Annotated in this window: 21 protein-coding genes and 1 tRNA gene; 10 read left to right on the forward strand and 12 right to left on the reverse strand. The window is 40.5% G+C overall.

Features of this window, described 5'->3' with window-relative positions; genetic code table 11:
* Positions 1–93 precede the first annotated feature (93 nt).
* Together PLL47_RS06240 and PLL47_RS06245 are read right to left on the reverse strand one after the other, a co-directional pair.
* Entirely contained in the window at positions 94–828 is a 735-nt protein-coding gene (locus PLL47_RS06240) for a metallophosphoesterase family protein (protein ID WP_324445337.1), read from the reverse strand.
* A 245-nt stretch (positions 829–1,073) separates the two neighbouring features.
* The gene (locus PLL47_RS06245; protein WP_324445338.1) at positions 1,074–2,858 is read right to left on the reverse strand and encodes an alkaline phosphatase; all 1,785 of its coding nucleotides are present in this window, start codon (positions 2,856–2,858) and stop codon (positions 1,074–1,076) included.
* 518 nt (positions 2,859–3,376) lie between these two features.
* On the opposite strand from PLL47_RS06245, the gene PLL47_RS06250 reads away from it, so the two are divergent.
* Complete coding sequence (locus tag PLL47_RS06250) at positions 3,377–3,877, forward strand: phosphate-starvation-inducible PsiE family protein (RefSeq protein ID WP_324445339.1); 501 nt, start codon at positions 3,377–3,379, stop codon at positions 3,875–3,877.
* A 475-nt stretch (positions 3,878–4,352) separates the two neighbouring features.
* On the opposite strand, the gene PLL47_RS06255 is transcribed toward PLL47_RS06250, so the two are convergent.
* Positions 4,353–5,351, reverse strand: coding sequence for a PHP domain-containing protein (locus PLL47_RS06255; protein WP_324445340.1), 999 nt, complete (start codon positions 5,349–5,351; stop codon positions 4,353–4,355).
* Positions 5,352–5,740: 389 nt separating this feature from the next.
* On the opposite strand from PLL47_RS06255, the gene PLL47_RS06260 reads away from it, so the two are divergent.
* From PLL47_RS06260 to PLL47_RS06270, 3 genes are all read left to right on the forward strand, one after another.
* Entirely contained in the window at positions 5,741–6,022 is a 282-nt protein-coding gene (locus tag PLL47_RS06260) for a hypothetical protein (RefSeq protein WP_324445341.1), read from the forward strand.
* Positions 6,019–7,149, forward strand: a complete 1,131-nt coding sequence (locus PLL47_RS06265; RefSeq protein WP_324445342.1) for a UDP-N-acetylglucosamine--N-acetylmuramyl-(pentapeptide) pyrophosphoryl-undecaprenol N-acetylglucosamine transferase — start codon at positions 6,019–6,021, stop codon at positions 7,147–7,149. Before PLL47_RS06260 ends, PLL47_RS06265 begins: the two co-directional genes overlap by 4 nt.
* 93 nt (positions 7,150–7,242) lie before the next feature.
* A complete protein-coding gene (locus tag PLL47_RS06270; protein ID WP_324445343.1) occupies positions 7,243–8,382 on the forward strand; it encodes a UDP-N-acetylglucosamine--N-acetylmuramyl-(pentapeptide) pyrophosphoryl-undecaprenol N-acetylglucosamine transferase in 1,140 nt (379 codons plus the stop codon).
* An 89-nt stretch (positions 8,383–8,471) separates the two neighbouring features.
* Here PLL47_RS06270 and PLL47_RS06275 read toward each other — a convergent pair whose 3' ends face one another.
* From PLL47_RS06275 to PLL47_RS06295, 5 genes are all read right to left on the reverse strand, one after another.
* Positions 8,472–9,131, reverse strand: coding sequence for an HAD family hydrolase (locus PLL47_RS06275; RefSeq protein WP_324445344.1), 660 nt, complete (start codon positions 9,129–9,131; stop codon positions 8,472–8,474).
* Between the two features lie 179 nt (positions 9,132–9,310).
* Positions 9,311–9,511 (reverse strand): hypothetical protein, encoded by a 201-nt coding sequence (locus PLL47_RS06280; protein ID WP_324445345.1) that lies wholly within the window; start codon positions 9,509–9,511, stop codon positions 9,311–9,313.
* A 95-nt stretch (positions 9,512–9,606) separates the two neighbouring features.
* Entirely contained in the window at positions 9,607–10,035 is a 429-nt protein-coding gene (gene msrB / locus PLL47_RS06285; protein WP_324445359.1) for a peptide-methionine (R)-S-oxide reductase MsrB, read from the reverse strand.
* Positions 10,036–10,337: 302 nt separating this feature from the next.
* The gene (locus PLL47_RS06290; protein WP_324445346.1) at positions 10,338–11,549 is read right to left on the reverse strand and encodes an ABC transporter permease; all 1,212 of its coding nucleotides are present in this window, start codon (positions 11,547–11,549) and stop codon (positions 10,338–10,340) included.
* A 303-nt stretch (positions 11,550–11,852) separates the two neighbouring features.
* Positions 11,853–12,368, reverse strand: a complete 516-nt coding sequence (locus tag PLL47_RS06295; RefSeq protein ID WP_324445347.1) for a hypothetical protein — start codon at positions 12,366–12,368, stop codon at positions 11,853–11,855.
* A 251-nt stretch (positions 12,369–12,619) separates the two neighbouring features.
* Between PLL47_RS06295 and PLL47_RS06300 the strand changes: the two genes are divergently transcribed.
* Positions 12,620–12,781, forward strand: coding sequence for a hypothetical protein (locus PLL47_RS06300; protein ID WP_324445348.1), 162 nt, complete (start codon positions 12,620–12,622; stop codon positions 12,779–12,781).
* A 30-nt stretch (positions 12,782–12,811) separates the two neighbouring features.
* Here PLL47_RS06300 and PLL47_RS06305 read toward each other — a convergent pair whose 3' ends face one another.
* Positions 12,812–14,875: a hypothetical protein gene (locus PLL47_RS06305; RefSeq protein ID WP_324445349.1), complete on the reverse strand. Its 2,064-nt coding sequence runs from the start codon at positions 14,873–14,875 to the stop codon at positions 12,812–12,814.
* A gap of 70 nt (positions 14,876–14,945) precedes the next feature.
* Between PLL47_RS06305 and PLL47_RS06310 the strand changes: the two genes are divergently transcribed.
* From PLL47_RS06310 to PLL47_RS06325, 4 genes are all read left to right on the forward strand, one after another.
* A complete protein-coding gene (locus PLL47_RS06310) occupies positions 14,946–15,221 on the forward strand; it encodes a hypothetical protein (RefSeq protein WP_324445350.1) in 276 nt (91 codons plus the stop codon).
* Between the two features lie 307 nt (positions 15,222–15,528).
* Positions 15,529–16,179, forward strand: coding sequence for a YggS family pyridoxal phosphate-dependent enzyme (locus PLL47_RS06315; RefSeq protein ID WP_324445351.1), 651 nt, complete (start codon positions 15,529–15,531; stop codon positions 16,177–16,179).
* A 650-nt stretch (positions 16,180–16,829) separates the two neighbouring features.
* Complete coding sequence (locus tag PLL47_RS06320; RefSeq protein ID WP_324445352.1) at positions 16,830–17,972, forward strand: S1 family peptidase; 1,143 nt, start codon at positions 16,830–16,832, stop codon at positions 17,970–17,972.
* A 237-nt stretch (positions 17,973–18,209) separates the two neighbouring features.
* On the forward strand, positions 18,210–19,244 hold the full coding sequence (locus PLL47_RS06325; protein WP_324445353.1) for a hypothetical protein: 1,035 nt from the start codon (positions 18,210–18,212) through the stop codon (positions 19,242–19,244).
* Positions 19,245–19,373: 129 nt separating this feature from the next.
* On the opposite strand, the gene PLL47_RS06330 is transcribed toward PLL47_RS06325, so the two are convergent.
* A tRNA-Val gene (locus PLL47_RS06330) sits at positions 19,374–19,447 on the reverse strand.
* Positions 19,448–19,708: 261 nt separating this feature from the next.
* On the opposite strand from PLL47_RS06330, the gene PLL47_RS06335 reads away from it, so the two are divergent.
* Positions 19,709–20,476, forward strand: a complete 768-nt coding sequence (locus tag PLL47_RS06335) for an A24 family peptidase C-terminal domain-containing protein (RefSeq protein ID WP_324445354.1) — start codon at positions 19,709–19,711, stop codon at positions 20,474–20,476.
* A 61-nt stretch (positions 20,477–20,537) separates the two neighbouring features.
* On the opposite strand, the gene PLL47_RS06340 is transcribed toward PLL47_RS06335, so the two are convergent.
* Both PLL47_RS06340 and PLL47_RS06345 read right to left on the reverse strand, forming a co-directional pair.
* Positions 20,538–21,125: a cobalt-precorrin-7 (C(5))-methyltransferase gene (locus PLL47_RS06340; RefSeq protein WP_324445355.1), complete on the reverse strand. Its 588-nt coding sequence runs from the start codon at positions 21,123–21,125 to the stop codon at positions 20,538–20,540.
* Positions 21,126–21,204: 79 nt separating this feature from the next.
* Positions 21,205–22,224 (reverse strand): cobalt-precorrin-5B (C(1))-methyltransferase, encoded by a 1,020-nt coding sequence (locus PLL47_RS06345; RefSeq protein ID WP_324445356.1) that lies wholly within the window; start codon positions 22,222–22,224, stop codon positions 21,205–21,207.
* Positions 22,225–22,365 lie beyond the last annotated feature (141 nt).

Consider the following 22,365-nt stretch of genomic DNA (forward strand, 5'->3'; position numbering starts at 1 on the left):
TTTTTTATTTCAGAATTATATGTGGTGTGTATGAGTTATTGAAACCATATCCCCGGGGTGTACTAACTCTATCGCATTTTAGAATCATATGAATCATATAATACTGTCAACAATAAGCTCTTTTTCTCCGGATGAGAAAAATCTGGCTATTCTCAGGTGCCAGCGCGTACATTCAGGTTCCGGCGTATCAAGCTCAATAAAGTTGTAACACTGGGAGGTCTTTCCACGAATTTTTGAAGAGCAAACAGTTCCTGCACTGACAATAAACATATCGTTTAACCTCCACACCCAGGGGATGTGCCAGTGCCCGCAGAGTACAAGGTTCACGCCTGAGCGGTCCAGAAGCTCCAGAACGTCTCCCGCGTCTACAAGCACATTATTCCCTCTGCCGGTCATTGGGATTGAAATAAGGTGGTGGTGAAGGGCAAAAACCTTGAAACTGCCTTCTGAGAAAGTACTCTCTATCCAGCCGTAGTTTTCCCTTCCAATGTGCCCTTCTTCAAGTTCCGGCTGGGAAGAATCAAGCCCTACCACAGTGACCTCGCCAAAGTGTTCAAAGGAAGATCTTGACTTGAAAATGTCTTCAAAGAAAAGGTAACCTGCGTTTCTCGAGTCATGGTTTCCCGGAACTATTACCTTGTTTTTACATTCTATCCTGTCGATGAAATCTTTTGCTCCGTTATACTCGGCTGCAAACCCGTTTTCAGTCAGATCGCCGGTGATTATTACTATATCTGGAGAATTCCTGTTTATGTTTTGAAGCATTGAATCTGCGATCTCAGGGATATAGTATGCTTCTGAGAAATGAATATCTGAAAGGTGTACCATTTTTATAATATCTGATTCCTCTGTCCGTTCGTTGCTATTTTGACTTTTCTCAGAAGCAGGATGGATTGAGTTGTACATATAGTTATTCGATTTAGTCTATATGTATGTTATAAAATACGTAGCTTATATGCAATCTATATATTAAATGTAACTTTCTAGAATTGACCAGTAACTTAAGGACATGCCCCATAAGTCATGAGCAAAAAATAAGAAAAGGATGTTATTCCTTTTAATTAACTCAAATTTCAGGCAGTTTCTGCCACTCTTTTAGTTCCATTTATTGTTTTTCCATTAACCAGTGAAAGCACTTCAGAGGGAATATAGACTTTATTAGTTTCTGGAGCATAAACGACGATTCCTTCGAGCTCATAAGTTACACCGTCCTTAATTAGAAGGTTCTTACTCACCGGGAGTTCGGCATCTCCTATCCTCAGAACGGGGTTTGAGGAGTTTGCCATATCCAGCAAATATTCATCTTCATCCAGTTTCCTGTCTCCGTTGTCTCGGGAGAAAATCTCGCCTGCTTCGACAAACAGACACGAGCTTGTCTTATTCAGGTCAAATCCGAGTTCTTTAGCGATATACCCTGCAATCTCGGTATTATCCACGTGACCTGCAGGATAATGAGGACCATAAGCCCACAGGGGAACATCTTCTCCGGAGTGTCCATGAGTGGTCCATCCGATAACTGTATGGTTTTGGCTGATTACTTTACTGATTGCATAGTCAAGGGAGAGGCCTTCTCCATTGTTATACAGCTCAAGAATTTCAGTTACATCGTTGTCAGTTGCATCAATTTCCCACCAGGTTTTTAACTGGGCTTTAATGTTTTCGGAAGAGATATCCGTTCCTATTTTTTCTGCAAGACCTGAAGAGCTGAGCTTCATACCTTTGAGAGGATCAACGACATCTTCTATTGTTGTAGAGGTATAATTGGAATCAGAATCACTGCCAGTGGTCATCCCGCCGGTATTGTGGTCAGGGAAAGCCAGAACAAGGGTATGTCCATCTTTTTCTGCAAATTCAACTGCAGCTTTGACAGCTTCGTCAAAAGCAAGGAAGTCAGTGACAGCATAAGCAGGGTCATTAGCATGATTTGCCCAGTCTACCTGGCTCCCTTCCACCATAAGGAAGAAGCCGTTTCTGTCCTGAGAAAGCAGTTCAAGGGCTTTTCCGGTCATTTCTGCAAGAGAAGGTTCTTCAGGTGCAAGTTCGGCACGGTCAATGTCCGGTGCCATATGACTGCTGGCAAAAAGTCCCCAGGCTTTTCCAGAGGACAGATTTAACATCTCATCTCTGCTGTCAACATACTGGTAGCCCCTGTCAAGAAGTACTGCTGTCAGGTTTTCTCCATCTGTCCTTTTTCCGCCTTCTGCTTCAGGTACAAGATGGCGGGACCCTCCTCCGAAAACCACATCAATGTTTTCATAGACCATCTGTTCCATAATTTCATTCTCATTATCCCTGCTATCTATGTGAGAAGCAAAAGCCGCAGGTGTAGCATGGGAGACGCGTGAAGTTGCTACAAGCCCTGTAGCCTTACCTTCAAGCTTTGACCCTTCAAGCACTGTTGCAAGCGGGCTGTATTGCAGGTCTTCAGAAGGGCTTTCCAGCATACTTAAAACAGAGGCATTACCCGGCCCGACACTTACAAAGCCGTTTGTGGTCTTATATCCTGTGGCAAAAGCAGTTGCAGCTGATGAGGAATCGGTAATAACCGAATCTGTGCTGTAAGTAGAGACCATGCCGGTTATCATTTCATCAAGCATCAGAGGATTTCCGCTGTACCATCGGGCAAGGGTCTGGACACTCTGAGAACATCCATCAGGTACCAGAATAATCACATTTTTAATTTCAGCTTCCGATCCTGGACAGGATTTGCAGTTTACGGAATCAGTGAAATAAGTATAGTTGCCTGAATAATATTCATTACTCGAACCAACTTCCACAGCTGCCGCAGACCCGGCATTTCCCAGCAGCAGAAGCCCTACAAAGAGAGTTAGTAGAACGTTTGTTTCTTCAGTATCCATGAAAACTACCTCAAATTGAGAACCTGCTTTTAAGAACAGGCTCTATTTCAGACCATACTCGAATTTTTGATCTCAAATTTGAAGAAGTAGTCAGCTGTATTTGTATTTTTCACATATAAAATATATATCAAACAGTATCTAATGTAGGAAAAGTGAAGCTATATAACCTATTATTCGGCATCAGCTGTTTTTCCAAATATTTACCTTATATATTTCCACTTATACACAGCTAATTTCTACCAGCTGTGAACAAAATAAAGACATAGCCTTACAAGATTCCGTCCAGTAACTGGGTAAATATTCACTAAAATTGTGGAATGATAGTAAACGGTGTATATAAAGAAAGAATGATTTCGCATCGATTGGATACTGGAAAAAATTTGTCCATTAACAGGATGAGGCTGATGTCTATTAATAGAACAGGGATATATATTTATAAGTGAAATATATAGAATACTGCGAAAAACTCTATATATCTTGAAAAATATGAGTTGTGCAGTTGATATCAGGAGGAAGAAATGGATAGTATAAAATTATTTAAAAAAGCTACAGATGCGATCAGTACAATCTTCCTTTATATATTGCTGCTGGCATTAATTGTGGGAATGGCAAAAACCTTACTTGATATCCGCTTTATTATTTTTGAGTCCCTTGAAAGCGGCTTCAACCACATGGTAACGAGTGTGCTAACGGTCTTCATTGTTATTGACCTTTTCAAAGCTTTTGTTGATTATCACGAACATGACAGAATAAAGCTTACGGATATAACGGATGCAACAATTTTAATAGTCCTGCGTGAGATCGCTGTGGGCCTTTATTCCCAGGAATTCGGGTCTGAATTTGTTTTAAGTTTGGCGACCTTACTGCTAGTACTGGGTATAATGAGAGTACTTGCTGTCAAATATTCTCCGGCAAAACTCCGGGAATCTTATATTTTTGTTCCGCAAGAAGAGCAGCCTTCAAAAATGGGCTTGAGAACTATATTTGATCATTGCAATCCTGTTCACGACAATAATTGACCTTTTTCCTCCTGCAATAAATGAGAGCTCAATTCCCAGATAAGCGAAGTTCCTTTCTTTGCTGACTTTTCCTTCTTCTTCCTGCAAGCCAGGCGCTATGAAATAATGAGAGGTATATCTAATAAAGCCTAATTATTGTGTTTTCCAGTGGAAATAAAGGGGTTTTGAATTTGCTAAATAAGGCATATATACTTTTATTATTCTATAATGTCATTAACCATAATATATATTAATTCCCAGTTTAAACATATCACATGGAATAAATAAAAAACGAAGCAAATTAAAAGCTAAAATATTGAAAAAGAGAATATTTAGCCTGGCTGAGTTGTTAATTAGCCGTCATATACAACCTTCAAGGGCACTTATACATCCTATCCTTTGAAGTGAGATATATACAGGGTTTTCAGCTCAGTATTTTAACCAGATTAGTCTCTACCAGTTTCCATACCTTATCCCTGGGGGGCTGGCAATAGCTTTATGCTGTCAGATTAACTATTTTTTCTATCTTTGAGACCAGAGGCTTTTCAGATCTCATGTACATATAAGCAGGAAGTCCTGACCTGGAGAAATTCTGGAAAATACTCATTGCCAGGCTGTTTATTCTGGGAAACTCTCTAATTTTCTCATTTGCAAAGAAACCTATTAACCTGTCAAAAGTTCTAACGTTTGTGGTGAAACCTGTTTCTCTCCTTACATTTCTATCCATAGAATAAACCAGCTCGACCCAGGCATTCAGCTCTTTTGTCAGGTGCCGCCTGGCTCCTCCTTCAACTACTATACATGACCTGCCATTTTTGATATTCTCAAAATATTCTCTGAAAGACTCTCCTTTTGCAAGAGTATATACTGCACCCATACCACCTGTGTGGCTGTCCGTGGTCGCAGCAAGCCCTTTCCCATATTTTCGGGCAAGTGCAGCAGTAATCAGGTTTTTTTCCGTTAAGTCCTGCATGTTATATTCAACTACAGGGAACTGTTTTATTAGTTCAGGAACAGCCCGGAGGTTGGGGCGGTCTCCTATAGCAAACCAGAAAGGGTGATTGTATATATGCGGAAGGTCGTGAGCTCTGAGGTAGCGAATAAAACTTTTGAAATCATGTTCCTGATTGGCGATAGCCTCAAGTTCTCTGAATTCCTCCGAATCAAGCTCAAAAACATTAACGTGAAGGGTATGCCCTGCATTTTCAGGATCTTTGATTGAAATTTCAACCCCCGGGACAAGCCCTTCTTTATCCCAGCCCAGCAGGTCATATGCTTCGACAGTATCATGGTCTGTAAAGGTCACAAAATCAAGCCCTTTAGCCTTCGCTTTTTCAAAAAGAACAGCAGGATGCATCGCTTTTGCCGGAGGGACATCATAGGAACAGGAGGAGTGCACATGCAGATCCATCTTTTTCCATCCCTCCTGAAGCAGAGTTTCTGCAAGCTCAGAACTTACCGTTGCTTTAGGATTGTTTTCGGGTTTTTCTTGCATTAACAAGCACGACCATTTTATTCTGATTTCTCTCTGTGCAAAATATTCTAGAAAATTCTTATCAAGTTATATGGATGAAGGTCGAAATATAAAGAGATTTCGCTAAAAAATATATTTCTTATAATTAGTATGGGTATTTTGTAAAAAACAAATCTATTGTCAACAAATAAGGGTATGAAATTGTAAAATTGGGAAGAGCATATGAGAAGAAAGAGTAAAAAAGAAGAAAGAACAGGTTTTCAGGATAAAATATTCCGGCAAAATACTTGTAAATCGAGAAGCTAAGCTTGAAAGTAAGTATTTATATCTTAATACCCGTATTTAATTGCTTTTTTACATAGAAAAAAGAAAAGTATATATACCTCTCAAGCCTATCAATAGTTAGTAGCGTGGGACCAAAAATACGAACACCCAAAACATACGAACAGACCAAAAAGCATGCCATCAGTGAAGAGCTTATAATAAGTTTCCTCCCATGTTACTTCCTTACAGGTGGATTTTACCTCAAATCTCTTCTTTTTATTTTTCGATTCACACCGATTGATTTTGAAGCTTTTGAGTTTGAAGCTTTAGACCCATTTTTGAAATCTGTTAATCTGCAGGAAAGGGTTTTACTTATGAAAGATATTTACTCTTATAGGTCACGACAGAGAAGAGCGGAAGAGATATGAAAATCTTACTGTTCATATGCGGAGAAGGGCTTGGACACACAGGACGCTGCCTTTCGCTCGGAAAAGATTTTCTGGCGGCAGGGCATGAAGTTAACTTTGGAGCTTACGGCTACTCAAAGGAACTGGTGATAAAATCAGGCTATTCGGCATATGAAATCCCTTCGGAAATCAGGCTGGCTGGAGAATCCGGGACTTTTGACATCAGAAAATCCATCAAAGAAACACTGAATAATATTTCCCCGTCCGGTTTCAGGAAGATCCTCAGGTTGATTGAGGAATTGGACCCCGATGTTGTACTATCGGACGGGTACTATTCAGGCATCCTTGCTGCACAGATAAGAAAAGTCCCTGTTTACTTTATAGGGCACCAGTTCAATATGGAAGAATTTTTTCAGAAAAAAGGGCTTTTCGTAGGAGCAGCAGGGAAGTTTGCCAGAAGGTTTTACAATCATATATTCAGCAGCGTTGACGGGATAATAGTCCCTGATTATCCGCTCCCTTATTCCGTAAATAGAAAAAATTTCACCATTTCAAGGAACATTAATAGCAATATCTTTTTCAGCGGCCCTCTTATCAGGTGCAGGTACAGGGAGGCTGAGGAAAAATCATTCAGGCACCCAAATGTCCTTTCAACAATAGGAGCTTTCGGGTACAGGGCAGCCATATTCAGAAACGTTATTGAGGCTGCTAAACTGGACCCTGATATTCATTACACTTTTATTTCAGGGCCTGAAATCGACCCCGAACAGTTTCCTGAAATCCCTGGCAATGTGGAGTTTACTGGTTTTACGGACAACCCTTTCCCTTACTACAGAAGTTCGGACCTTGTAATCACTGCCGGAGGGCACGGAACCATTATGGAAAGCCTTGCTTTCGGGCTTCCTGTGCTTTCTTTTCCTGACGAAAAACACCGGGAGCAGGAAAATAATGCCGCAGTGCTAGAAGAGGCAGGGTACGGAAAACGGATGAGTTATCTGACACCTCCAGAGGTCATTCTTGCCTGTATCAGGGAAGTTCTGGAAGATGAGAGTTATAGTAAGAAAACCCGGCGGCTAATGGAACTTGCCGAAGTGCTGGACGGGCCTGCAGCTGTCAGAAAGTTTCTTGAAGGCAAATATAAGGCATAATTCCGGGAGAAAAAGCTCAAAGGAAGAAAAATTCGAAATCAGTGAGAAAAAGCAAATAGAAATAAACACATCCTGATAAACGAGGGATAAAGGATGAGAATAATGATTTTTATGTGCGGGGAAGGGCTTGGGCACACCAGCCGCTGCCTTGCACTGGGGAAAGAACTTCTTGCTGCTGGTCATGAGATAGAATTCGGGGCTTACGGTTACTCGAAGGATCTTGTAGAAAAGACAGGGTATCGGGCACAGGAAATACCTTCGGAGATAAAACTGGTTGGAAAGGCCGGAGGCCTTGACATGGCAGGTTCAATCGAAGCAACTCTCAAAAACGCCCAGCTTCTTGGAGGCCCGAAGGTTCTGAAGCTTATCAGAGATTTTAAACCGGATGTGGTGGTTTCTGACAGCTATTACCTGAGTATTCTTGCTGCTATTGTTCTTAAGATCCCTGTGTATCTTATTACCAACCAGTCGAATATGGAAGAGTTTTTCAAAAACAGGGGAGTTCCTATCAGGCTTCTCGGAGAATTGACTAAAAAGTTCTACAAGGAGGTCTTTGAAAAAACCGATAAAATAATTATTCCTGATTACCCCCTGCCCTATACAGTTTGCAGGAAAAATCTGAATTTTGCCCCCAAACTCCGGGAAAAGCTCTTTTACAGCGGCCCTCTTGTTAGGAAGAAATACGAAGAAGTAGACCGGATCTCTCTCGAAAAACCTCACGTTGTTTCCCTGATAGGAGGTTTAGGATACAGGGAACCGATTTTCTGGAAAATGCTCACAACTGCTGCACTCGATCCCGGGATTAACTATACGCTAATTTCAGGGCCAAACCTTGACCCCTCAAAGTTCATGGAAATTCCGAAAAACGTTCAGCTTCTCAGGTTTATAGAAGATCCTTTCCCGTACATCAGGAGCTCGGATGTTGTAATAGCTCCTGGCGGGCACAGTACTATAATGGAGGCTTTAAGCTTCGGGATTCCCATTCTCTCTTTTCCGGACGAAGGGCACAGCGAACAGGAGAATAACGCTGCAGTGATTGAAGAGGAAGGCTATGGAAGAATGCTCAGTTACTCCACCCCGCCCGAGGTAATTCTTGAATGCATAAGGGAAGTCCTTGAAGATCAGAAGTACAGAAACAAAGTAGAACGGCTGCAGCGGCTTGCGGCTGAGCTGGACGGCCCAAAAGCGATCAGGGAATTGCTGGAAAAAGAATCCGGGAAAAAGGTTTCCTGAAAATTTTCTCTGGCCCCTTTTTACTGCTTCTATAAAGCCTCAACCTTATTAACGGACTTGAGATAATTATCAGAAAAAAATCCAAAAACTCATTCGGTTTTCGGTTTTTCAGGTATAAGGCTCTTCAGGTAGTCCAGCAAGGCAGCATGGTTCTCGAACACAAGATCTGCATTCTTCAACTTTTCAGGTTTGAGCATACTCGCAACCGCAACACAGTAAAGCCCGGCTCTTTTGGCGGCAGTGATTCCAAGCGGAGCATTTTCAACTACAATGCACTCATTCTTTTCCAGAGCGAGTTTCTCAAGCGCCTTCAGGTATGGGTCAGGACAGGGTTTTCCATGTACCAGGTCTCCCCCGGTAATAATGACTTCGAAGCAGTCCGGAAAAAAAGAATTTGCGAATTTGCTGACGACATCAAAGTTCGACCCGGAAACCATGGCGAGCCTGAAATGTTTTTTTAATTGATTGAGGCAGGCAGGCATCCCTTCAAAGGGCTTTATGCGGTCAAACTCGAGAACTTCACGTTTTTTTAGAGGCAGCTTCTCATAATGCCGGGGCTCAGGCTCTTTTCCAGCCTTCTCAAAGACCTTTTTGATAAGACCCAGGTTGTTTGAGCCTTCAAGCTCGTAAATCTCTTCTCTGCTGATGGTGATACCTTCTTCCCTGAAGGTCTTAACCCAGGCATCTGCCTGAAACCACATGGAGTCAACAAGAACCCCATCCACATCAAAAATAATTGCTTTTAACATCTATGCAGTAGATTGCTATAATTCTTAATAAATTTTGTGAGAAATCCAAATTAAGTAACCTTTCTATATAGACACTCCCGGTAAATCTCTCTATAGACATGCCCATATCCAAAAAAACTTTGACGAAATTTTAAAAATCACTCCCTGTTTATGTACCAGGGAATCTCCTGTTTCTTTTTTCACCCGGGTTTTCGTCTCAGATATTTATCATAAAGATGTCCGCCCAGCCAGTACCCTATAAAAGCAAAGATAAGAGTCCCGGGAGCATAAACCGGATACCCTGCGCCTTCAAATCGGAAAAATATGTTGAAAAAAGCAAGGTAGAGAACCAGAAAAATTACAAATCCTCCGATTTCGGTATACTTTTTAGTAAGATTCAAATTTATCAAACCCCTTTCCCATATGTAAAACTGAAGCTTCTCTGAAGCTTTTAATTATAAAGCATTGGTGATTTAATTCTTGCAGCTTCAGAGTTTTATTCTTTACCCTTTTCCTTTGCCGCCTCATCTTCCTTCCTGAAACCAAGAGAGACAGAGTTAATGCAGTAACGCTTTCCGGTTGGTTCAGGGCCGTCTTCAAAAACGTGCCCGAGATGACTGCCGCAGCGAGCACAAACCACTTCTATCCTGTTCATGAAATAGCTGGTATCTTCCTGAAGCCGGACTCTGTCACTGGAAATTACATCATAGAAACTTGGCCAGCCACTCCCTGATTCAAATTTGGTGCTGGACGAAAATAGTTCCTGCCCGCAGGCAGCACAGGTATAGACCCCCTTTTCTTTGTTATAGTAAAGGTTGCCGGAAAAGGGCCTTTCCGTGCCTTTCTGCCTTAAAACATGGTATTGCTCCGGAGTGAGAATATTTTTCCATTCTGTGTCGGACTTCTCAATTTTGTTCTGTACCAGTAGAAAACCCCCGTTATGCATATGACTCAATTATGGCGGAAAAGACATAATCCTCCAACTCAGGGAAAAATCCTGAAGCTCCTGAAGGAAGAACATTGTACTGAAATGGATTATTAGAATATTATATGCCGGAAAAGTATAAAGAATAGTACATACTATTCAACTGAACCACATTGCAGAAATAAGAATTCGTAAGTAAGGGTTCTATGGAGGAAAAAGGGACAAGAAAAGATGCTCGGGTTTTTTTCTGACCCTGCAATTTTCAAGTTTTTTTCAACAACCTTGGGGAAACTAAGGGAATCTTATTCGTATCTTAACGAGTCCACAGGCTTCATTTTTGCTGCTTTTCTTGCAGGATAGACACCAGAGACAAAACCAACAGCAACCGCAACTATAAATCCGGCAGCTATAAGGCTTAATGGAAATACTACGGGGAGGGAAAGAAGGCTTTCCACAGTATACGCCCCTGCAATTCCGACGGCGCCTCCGAGAACGCCGCCGAAGACCCCAAGAAGAATTGACTCGATCATGAAAAGGAAAAGGATGTCAAAGCCTGTGAAGCCGAGAGATTTGAGCACTCCTATCTCTCGTGTCCTTTCTGTAACGCTTACGAGCATGATGTTCATGATCCCTATGGATCCTACCAGAAGGGAAATCAGGGCAACGGCTGTCAGGAAAGAGCTGAGGGCTGCTGCCATCATGTCGGTCTGCTCTAAAATTTCAGCCTGGTTTATGGTCATGTAGGGTCTTGAATCTTTATCCTCAAGGTCCCTTTCGGAAATCCCGAAGCTGCGGGCAAGGCGCCTGTCCACCTCATCCGAGGTATTCTGAATAGTTGCAGGGTCTTCAGCCATTGCAAAGACCCCTCCGTAGTCCGTTTCTCCAAGCATTTCGTTCATGACGCTGATAGGGATAAGGACAGCCTCGTTATCGTTATAAGCCTGAACCATTGTGTTTTCAGGATTCTGGATTATTCCTTTAATTTTGAAAGTTCTGGTGATTTTTTCGTCTTCCCCTACCCTGAAGGTTATGTCTATTGAGTTTCGTACCGAAAGGTTTCTGCCGAACTTCTCGTTTGCAACATCATACCCAACAATAGCAACATACCTATCATTGTCATTAATAAAGGAGCCTTCACTTAGCTTAGTTTTTGCAACCTCATCGTAATCCTCCCCTACCCCGCTTACCATGATGCTTTTGGTCTCAGACATGAAAGTAACTTCAGCCGTCTGCGACTTCATAGGTGAAACTCCAGAAATCCCGGGCGTGTTTTCAACTATCTTAAGCTGGTTGTCATAGAAGAGCTTTGGCTGCATTCCCTGGATATAAATGAAATTTGAGCCAATATTGTTTACCTCATTTGTAAAGTGCTGGTTGAAGCTTGCCCCAAGGGACACGTTTGCAATCACAGCCGCGACTCCTATGACGATTCCAAGTACCGTAAGTGTGGACCGCATCTTTGCGCTTGTAATGCTTCCAAGAGCTATTTTTCCTGCACTTAAAAGGGGGATCATGAATGGGGGCTCCGTTTTGGGTTATTAAGGGAAGGATAAAACTGGGATTGAAAACCAGAAATGATTTTTCTTAACTTTCTCTAAATGAAGATATCAAGCATATAAATTCTGCTAAATACTAGAACGTTAAATTGGGATTCATCACTAATTTTCAAATTACATTTGCCTTCAGACAGCCTGCTGAAAAAAAATTTTACTCGCTATGAGAAATATTAATGTAAAACTGTATTTGCAGTCCTGCATCCTGAAAAAAGAGTAAATTTGATAGGTGGGAGGGGAACTGAAAAGAAATAGGACCCTCCATTATAAAGTAACTTTTTTAGTGAATGAGCCCAACAGACCAACGACTTCATCTAATATTGCTCTTTGTTCTGCACTTTTTGTATGCTGTGCCGCAGTTTCAACTGATTCAACCATATACTCACAATTCACAGACATCCGTACTTCTGAATCAGTGATTGTTTTATTCAACGAATAAGTGTCTATATCCATATCTTTTAGAACAGCATCATTAGTAGCTATAAATGATTTGAAGTTGGAATTGTGTGCCGTAACAAAATCACATTCATTAGAATACTGTCTGGCAAGCTCGGATAATTCATTGACTTCCTTGTCTGTATAATAATCCCCTGCTGGCATGATTTCTACTGCATAATTCCATTGATTTTCTACGGCTGATAAATTCTCCAAATCCTTGTTTAATGTATCATTGTGCTGGTTATACTCTACCAGGATAGCTTTATTAGCCGAAGAATCTACACACCCAGATAAAAATAGCGAAACAAGAATAAATAATAACATAACGGCTATATTTTTCATTATTTCACCTGTACTATTTGTATTTATTTAATATGAATGTTTAAGATAAAGATCTAAAAAAATTATTCCGTTTTTATATAGTAAGTCACTCATGATTTTTTAAATATAATAAAGTTTTTAATTGATATATTCAAAGGTAAATATTATTAGAAATAATTAAAAAATCATATGATTGGTAATGTGCCAATTTTCTGTAAATATAAGTTTTAAAAGTTGTCAAATCGAAAATTCAAAATTAGTAGACTTGTTTCATGTTCCATGTACAAAAAACTGGCTTTGAATTTACAGAAAACCAGGGACACTGCTATTCCGGCTGGAGTATAAACGACTCAAGCACTGTTATTGACGAGCCAGATGCTGCAGACCTTTTTCTCATTAATGAGGAATCAAATCACCAGAATATTGTTCCATAAAATGAAAAATTAGAAAATAAGGCACGATGATTACTGTGCCTTACGAGTTTTTGACAATACGAGTCCTGCAATAATCAAAATCAATATACAGAAAGAACCCATGTCAGTAGACCCTATCTTTGGTTCCTTACTGGTTGGGAATGATACATTAACATCCTCACTTACAGTCCCATAAGTTTGAGACTTAGCACTGATTCTCACAGTGTACGTTTTTCCAGGATAGTCAGTGACTATAAAAGAGTCAGTTACCACTCCTGCAGGGTTACTTACATTGTCGTTGGTCCCTGAGATTCCGGAAGGCACAAATGTTATTCCATCACTCATAGTGCCCAGTACAAAAGTCAGGTTGCTGGACTGTGATGAAGAATCATAATAGCTTGCATTAATATAAGCTGCCGTATTGTTTATCCGTTTATATGTGCAATTTGTACTGATCACAGTCTGTATTGCAGGGATTTCAGATGTGGTACCTGAAGGTATTGTAATAGTATACTGGTCAAGGTCAGGTGTCAATGTGCTGGTGGATTTTTGTCCATCCGGAGTAATTGTTACAATTTTATATGTGACACCCTGAGTCAAATGGAAATTTGCTCTACCTTCCTTATTTGTCCAGGCACAAAAATTCGGTTTTTCATTTTTCGGGTCATTATCTGGTGAATAAATCTGAACTTCACCCCCATAAATCTTCTCGTTTGAATCAGTTAAAACATATAACTTTACATAGTGCGGTTCACAATAATCAGGTGCCTGAACCATTTTCAAATTCATTTCTGTGTTTATGCCTGTCATATTTACTGGCAGTTCAGGGCTTTTGAGATATCCTGTTGCTGAAGCAGTTAAACAGTAAGTGCCTTTTCCACTGTTCACAGTGAACTGGTAAAGCCCGTCAACATCAGTAATCTGGGTATAATTCCATGTATCATTTGATAATGTTACTACAGCGCTCTGAACAGGCTGGCCTGTAGTAGCATCTGTTAAATATCCATATACGCCAGAATAAACTGCAGCTGATTTTTTACCGCTTACTGTAAACATACTGGCGCTGCCGTATACCCATGAATTATGGACATTATCATGTGCACCGATTTTTACAGCAAAAGATCCATCATAGCTTATCGGTACATTTGCAGATGTCTGTGAGGTGTTAAGGCTGTATATTAAGTGAGAAGAATCGAATTTTGATGTGCTGTTATATACATTGAAAGAATATCTGGTTGCGTTTAAATATGTCCAGCTTATGCTTACATATCCGTTTACAGTTGAAATTGTACTTCCTTTAGCTGGAAAAGTAACGGAAGGTGCTGCAGAGCCATTGTAAACGGGTAAATTTCTTTTACCGTCATCTGCGACATACCCGCAATCTTCTGTACCCCTGGAGCTTGAATAGGAGCTTGTCACAACATTGCCGGTTGATGTAATATCCATACCATTAATTCCGTTATATGCAGGACTGTTGTAGAATATATTATTTGAAACAGTTCCTTTGCCTGAACAGGCTCCATCAGCCGGGTCCTGATAAACTGTATTTAGTTGAAGTGTTGAAAATATATTATTATAAACATTAAGACCTGTAACGTCTCCTCCCATTACTTCTACGCCGGCATTGCCGGAACCAGTGTCAGAGTAGAAAGTATTCCTGTAAATTTGAACGTTTTTCGTATTATGCACTTTAATGCAAGAATTTATAAAAGTACCCCAGCAGTTATTAAATACTGATATCCCATCACCGGCAGACCATGCATCAAAACTGTCATGTCCGGGTTTACACACTGTATTATAAACCTGAACATTGTTAGTATTTTTACTGCAGAATATAAAGTCACCCATACTGTATTGCATTTTTAAGTCGTGAATAACTGCATTTGAACAGTTACGTAAATAAACCCCTTTTTCATATTCCCTGTACCTGTTGCTTGCAGCATGCATTATACTTAATGATTCCCAGCCGCCGTCAATTAAGAAATTTGAAATTTCAATATCAGACAGATTCTCACAGTTAATAATATTTTGAGTTGCAAAATTAGAGTCGGGATTGTCACAGTAGATTACTGTTGCACCAATCCCATTTCCGTTAAGGGTTACCCCTGATTTCATTATTATGGGTGAACTTATGTGAAATGTGGTTGATGCAAGCTGTACAGTGTCACCCGAATTCGCTGATTGTATGGCAGCGTTGATAACATTCTGGTCGTCTGAGCCTGCAGGGCTAAAGGAAGTTCCCGGGCCTACATGGATAACTGCACCTGAGCAGTTTACTGAAAAAAAGCAAACAGATAAAAACAAAGAAATAAAGAGGATTTTGGTTTTCATACTTATCACTAAACTCTCTAACATTTATACTTTTTTGTATTTTTTATATTCTCCTTTTATTATCAAAACGTTAGAAAAGGAAGAAGAAAAAGAGAGTAAGCCCGCTGAGATTCGAACTCAGGACATATAATTTTTGAAAGTTATTCCTCTCCTGAATAATCTTTTCACCCGTTCTGGTAATTGCCTGATATCCCCCAAAGCTATCCTTTACAGCAGGAACACAATCATAGAGACTCCAGCGAGCCCAGAATTCCGATATTTTGGATATTCATATCTGCAAGTGACACGCCGATTAACCCGCAAGATTATAGGAATTGATTATTTGAAATGTATATCAGTTTATTTTCATTATTAATGTGTTATATTCTCGCTCCATAAAGCAATAATTAGAATCATTTAAATACAACTACTTTTGAATAAAAACAGTTAGGGACGCAATGTCAGTCTATGAAAATACAAAGTTGATCCTTGAGAATATTGGAAGCACAACACTGGTTTGCATTACCAAGACGATCGAACCTGAACGAATAAACGAAGCCATTCGGGCTGGAGCGACTATCATAGGAGAGAACCGGGTTCAGGAGTACGAGGATAAACGTGATGATATACTGCCCTGTGAGACACACCTTACAGGCCATCTGCAGACGAATAAAGTCAAAAAAGCCGTACGTCTATTTGATGTTATTCAGTCAATTGACTCCCTGAAGCTGATAAGGAATATTGACAGGAGAGCCAGGGATATTGGCAAAGTCCAGAGAGTCTATCTTCAGGTTAACATCGGCAGCGAGCCACAAAAACAAGGATTCGAACCTGATGAGATAAAAAACGCAATAAAAGAGATCCGCTCTTTAAGGAATGTCCGTGTGGAAGGTCTCATGTGCATCCCTCCTTTTGTACCCCCTGAACAAACCCGTGCTTATTTCAGGAAGATGAAGGCCCTTTTTGATGAAATGAAGCAGGAAAACCGGGACAACATCGATATCAGGACACTATCCATGGGCATGTCCAGTGATTACATGATTGCCATCGAGGAAGGAGCCACGATGGTACGTGTGGGTTCTGCCATATTCGGGAAGAGGAAGTACTGAAAGTGCTGGTTTGTGGAAAAAAACCCATCACTCAAACAAAGGCGAAGAAGAGGAGTGAAATGTATGGTGGGCCTGCTGAGATTCGAACACAGGATTTCAGCCGTTTGAAGGCTTAAAAATGAGATGCAGGCATCGTGTTTGACAAGCCAATACGATAAATCTTGCTTTCATAAGAGTTCTCATATTCATTTCCATCCCTACAAGTAATATTCTTTCTCACTTATTATATGAAATGCACATTTATTCACTTAACTAATGTTATTATAAAAAGCATTTGTTTTAATTTTGTATTGACTAACTAATTATTTGTTCCAATAACTATAAAGTTGCATACTTCTTTTTTTATGAATCTTCTTGAATGCGAGTTAAGGCAATATGCTCATATATATATTTTCTCTCCAAATCATCAAACAATAATAAGATTAAGGAATTATACAGGCTTTAAAAGAGTACGAAAATCACATTTCTTCATACTTTTTAGAAACAATTTATAATGAGTCAATACAAGGAGTTTATGGAGTTCAGAAGTACTTCCCAGGTCACCTGAACCCCATAACAGACGCCTAAGAGGCATGGTCATGTTAGCTTTGCGTTTATTTAAGCTTGCCTGATTCTGCCTCCTGGGGTAAAATAACTTAGGAGTGAAATAAATGGTAAAGAACAAAATTGGAATAGGAATGTTAATTTTGACAATACTACTTATCGGAGTAGTATTCGTAGCTTCGGCATCTGCCGATATTTCTTTTGAGACCGCATCGGAAAGTGATGTTTTTGGACTACCGGAATCAGAAGAAAGAGTGATACCTGATTTTGGTCCTCAGACTTTTAATAATCTGAGAACAGATCCCGCTATTCTGGCGACAAAAGGTCAAATTCCACAGTTTGACACTAAAGAAGAAAGGCTAAACTGGTACGAGAAACTTGATAAGAGTAAAGATCTTGTAAAAAATGATATGGAACCATATCTGTATCCAAATGGGTCATTAATAGGCTATGGTTGGGATATTAATGGCTATTTTGAAGTTATATTCTATAAAGACACAAAGATTACGGATTCTCAAATTAACGAAATCTACACTTTAATAGAGAAAAGAGCAAGTGAAGCGTCTATACAGGAAATTCCTGTTGTATTCAAAAAAGAAGATTTTCTCAAGGAAGAAGTGAGTGGTTACACTGACCGGAAGCGGCCGTTAATTGGTGCAATACAGATCGCTGTTAGAAAAAATGGTTCCACCAAATACGCAACATTAGGCTTCCCTGCTAAAAAAAGTGACGGAACAGAAGGTTATGTGACTGCAAAACACTTTGCAAGTAGTATAGATATGGCAATTCACCAACCTACATATTTATCAAATAATAACAATTTAATCGGAGATGTCGATATACTTGGAGGACATTATGCAGATGCATCTTTTATAGAATATAGTAGTGTGGAGCCAGAAATTCACGTTGATAACTCTGTAACTGAAGATGTTACTGGATTTCTTTCAACGGCTCCAGTTAATGGTTGGGTAGGCTGGACAGTGAATAAATCCGGGAGAACTACTGGTGTAACAAGTGGAACTATAACAGGCATTGGTGTTACAGTAAATCAAGATGGATGGAAGTATTATAATCAGGTAAAGGCAGCATATAGTTCTGCGGAGGGAGATAGTGGATCACCAGTCTATCGCATGTCAAGTGGTGATTTGTACATCATAGGAATTCACCACGGTTCTTTAAATGGTACTGCTTATTTCTCACCAATTTCGGGAGTTGTATCTGATTTAGGTGTTTATCCTCTTAAAGTTTAAAAGGGAAGTCACAGTAACACAAACCTAAATTTTTAACAGTGATGAGATCTGCTTACCTCTTAAAACTTAGGGGGTTATTACACTAACTTTTCAATAATATTTGGAGGGATATCCACGGTAAAACTTAAATTCATTGTTGTGTTCACAATGGAATTTCTTCTGATTTTTTACTGTATCACAGGAACTGCTTGCGGAATAAGTTCAACTGACAATAAGTCAGCTCAGTCGGGTGAGAACTTGAATGTTGAAGCTAATAATGTAGATTTCAGTTATTATAACTATTTTTTTGGTCTTAATTCATGGGGAAATACTATAATTACAAGATGTGGCAAACTTCCTGAACTGGAAACTGAAGATCAAAAAGAAAGCTGGAACTCTAATCTTGAAGAACTCAGTAATAATATAAAAGACACGGTTGCTTCCAAATACATGTATCCTCATGGCGATGTAGTTACATGTGGGATTAATGCCAAGGGATACTTTGTGATTTTATTTAAATATGGCAATGTTGATGAGTCGCTGATAAATGATATCTACACTCTAATAGATAATTCTGCAAAAGAAATGGGTATACAGGGCATTCCTGTCGAATTTGGATATGGTATTTATCAAGCTGAAATCCCACTTGATCGGAAGTATGGCATTTATCATGAGTTTGGAGAAAGTACCGAAAATCTTTCTGAATCAGATATTCACATTATTGAAGAATATATGAAAGGAAAACCTGAACAATTCAGAGGAGAAATTGCAAGTTATGGAAAAATTCCTCTCTTAAAAGATAAAACAGATATAAATTCTTGGGGAAACAAGCTGTTTTCGATTAAAAGTATCACAGAAGAAAAAATTTCTCCATATTTTGATAGAGGTCAGGTAATAGCGTACGGAATCGAGCTTACCAGATTGTTTGTAACTATTTCCGATGATTTGTCTTCAGAAGAAAAAACTGCTTTAATTGAAGAGATTTATCAGATAATTGATGAAGATGCAAGAAAGCAAAACGTGACTGATATTCCGGTGGCTTTTGAGAGTGGGCATTATCAACTTGATGAATTAGTAGCGGAAGACGTAGGGGCAGTTGAAGAACCCGCGAATTCTTCTACATCTAGAGACCATAGCGGAGAACTCAATAATTCAAACAATAGTGATTCCGAATCTGATAATGGTAGTAGCTCAGGTGGAAATGAATTCAGAAAAAATAACTCTGCTCCAAGCTTTGGATTATTGGGAAACTTGATCTGCCTGTATGCAGTACGGAAACTCAGAAAGAAATAATACTGTATTTGATGGAAAAGTTAGAGTTGTGCAGACAGAAATGAAATCTGCCTTCAAAGCAAGAGTTGAACAGCTGGAAAAGAAACTCAATAATCACTTAGAATCCGAAAAGAAATAAGAAACAGAGAGTGGGCCCGCTGAGATTCGAACTCAGGACCTCCGCCGTGTGAAGGCGACGTCATAACCGTCTAGACCACGAGCCCATGTATTGAAATTGAAAACTAAAAAGGGTTAAGCAACCATAAAATAGAACTTCTTATGTATAAGCTTATCGCTTGCGGGCTTATTTTGAGCTTTCCCGGACCTGTTCTGTAGTTAATTTTGTATTTTTCCGGCAGGCATTTTTCGTTTTGCGGCTGAAATTTCCAGTTTTATTTCAGGAATTTTCGTTCAGGCGATAAGGTAAAAAAGTAAAAAAGTAATAATGTTACTAACTATAGAAATAATTTAATTGTTTGGTTTATATGATAGAAATCCTGAAAATCCTCTTCACAATGCCGTTTTTACTCTATGCCTGCTATACCGACCTGAAGGAGCGAAGAGTTTCAAACAAGGTATGGAAATGCATGCTTGCGTCGGGTTCAGTTTTTGTGATCTATGAATCTTTTACCGGGGGAATTCCTTACATTAAATCTCTAATTCTTTCGAGTGTTATTGTTTTTATTTCGATTTACATCCTTTTCCAGCTTGGAGCCTTCGGGGGCGGGGATGCAAAAGGCTTGATAGTGCTTTCTATCCTGTTTCCTCTCTATCCTATCTTTTTGTTTTCGGGAGAAGTCTATCCCCTTTTTGGGCTGCCTCCTATAGGGCTCTTTACCTTCACAGTGCTGGGAAACGCTCTCCTGGTAACTGTCCTCGTTCCTCTCGGGATGTTCTGCTACAACCTCCTTCACTTCTCGCATGAAATGCTCAAAAATCCTCTCTACATGTTCATCGGGTACAGGACTGAAGTTTCCTCTCTGAAAAACAAGGAACATCTGGGTCTGCTTGAAAAATTCGAGCTCAATGAAAGCGGTGTCGTCACCAGGAAGTTTGCACGGACAGGGCTAGATTTTGATGCGAACCGGAAGCCTGAACTTGAGGAATACTTAAAAAAAGGGCTAATTGAAAAAGAAGTCTGGGTTACTCCGGGACTGCCTTTCATGCTCTCAATTACAGCAGGCTTTATAACCGCAGTCGTTTTCGGAGATCTGATCTTTTATGCCGTCTTTAGCTTTTTGGGGGTTAACTGAACACCCCTCGGAAAAAACCGACTATCTGAAATAAACCGGAAGCCTGTGAAAATTTCATTTTTTATCTTTTCTGCACAACAAGCAGCCCGTAAAGAATGGTTTCTGCAATCGGAGGGTTATCAGGAGTTCCTTTTGCAATCCTTTCTTCCGGATAACCGAGGTTTTCACAGGTATAAAGCTCGGCTTCTATTCCAAGCTCTTTAAGGACTTCTGCAACCTCACGGGAACCAAATGTCTCTTCCGGCAGTAGGAAGATGTTTCTTCCGTTCTTCAACTCCTGGATCAATTCGGCTTTTGCAGGCTCAAAATCTCTGCCGTGGGCTGTTATTGCACAGAGGTTTGTCAGGTTTACTTTCGTGCGGGCGCAGGCTGCCTGCATTGAAGAGATTCCGGGAATTACGGTATCTTTCTCCCCTGCAAATTTCCCGAGCCCGGAAAACATGGGGTCTCCTGTAGACAGGACAACGGCATCTGCGGGAAGGAGGTGGAGAGACTTATAGTCTTTAATCGTCTTTGCTTCGCAGGTGATATATTCCTGTGCGAGCTCAATTGCCCTTTTTGCACCGTAAACTACGGAAGCCTTCTTTATCGCCTTTATCCCTTCTTCCGTAAGCATGCCGGGCCCGACCCCGACTCCTACCACTATCATGTTTTTTCATCCCCTCTGTTCGGTTTATTCTCACTTTAATTTTACTTTAATTCTTGCTCTAATTTTTTCTTTAATTCTTTTAATTCCCACTTTTACTGTCCATAAGGACAGACCCGTCCCTGTCAATTACAACGATTCTTGCACCCTTGCCTTTCTCGACTGCCATTTCAAAAGCTTCTTTCAGGCGCTCGTGCTCAGGAGCCTTTTCAAGCATCTCAACAACTGTTGCATACCCGCTGCCCTCAAGCATCTCAGGGTTTCCCCATTTAAGGACAAGACCGGGAAGCCCGCAGATAACAACGTCGCCTGAAGAATAACCGAGCCCTTCTGAGATCCTGCTCCCTACCATCACAACAGTATATTCAGGGAAAAGCATGTGAGAATACTTCATTCCTATCCGCCCTGTGGTCAGAACCACTTTGTCCGTGCAGCGGATCAGGTCTCCTCTCATTTCTCCTAGGTGGTCGTTCCAGGGCTCAACAAAACCTGTGCTTCCGAGGACGGAAATTCCGCCTTCAACTCCTATCCTGCTGTTCAGGGTTTCTTTCCCTACCCTTTCACCTTCAGGAATTGAAATAGTGACTTCTGCTCCTTTCAGGCCCAGTTCTTCAACGGCTTCCTTTACGGCTGCTGTTATCTGTTCCATTGGCTTCGGGTTTATAGCCGGTTTGCCTCTTGGGACCTGGAGGCCTTCTCTTCTTACAATCCCTATGCCTTTTCCTCCAAGGATGCGAATTCCTTCAATTTCTCTGGCTTCGCCGACAAATTCAAGCCCGCGTGTAATATCGGATTCGTGGTCATTGGGGATCTTCTTTACAACAGCGCGTCCCGGGGAAGACTCGCTGACTTTAAGGTGGGCTCTCAGTCCGACCGGAGTAGGGACGGATACGCTGTCAATCTTTCTCTTAAGGGAAAGGACAGCGGCTTTTGCAGCAGCACTGGCTGTGGTTCCTGTTGTATATCCCCGTTTAAGTACGGAACCATCGCTCAGGACCACGACCATGCCGGATGCCACGTTTTTTTCAAGTTCTTCCCTGGGAATCCCTGTGCGGGAAATCCATTCTTCAGGGATCTTGAAATTGTTAACAGGATCTATCATGGAAGAATACTCGGAGGTTTTTTGTTATAAATGTATTGACCTGAATACCGGATAAGAATTCGAAGAAAGAGCCTCTCTAACCTCAGATAACGCCCCAGTATCATGTAATATAACAGAACAATATGGAAATACAAAATAATT

It is taken from the genome of Methanosarcina sp. (assembly GCF_035390745.1).
Classification (GTDB): Archaea; Halobacteriota; Methanosarcinia; order Methanosarcinales; family Methanosarcinaceae; genus Methanosarcina.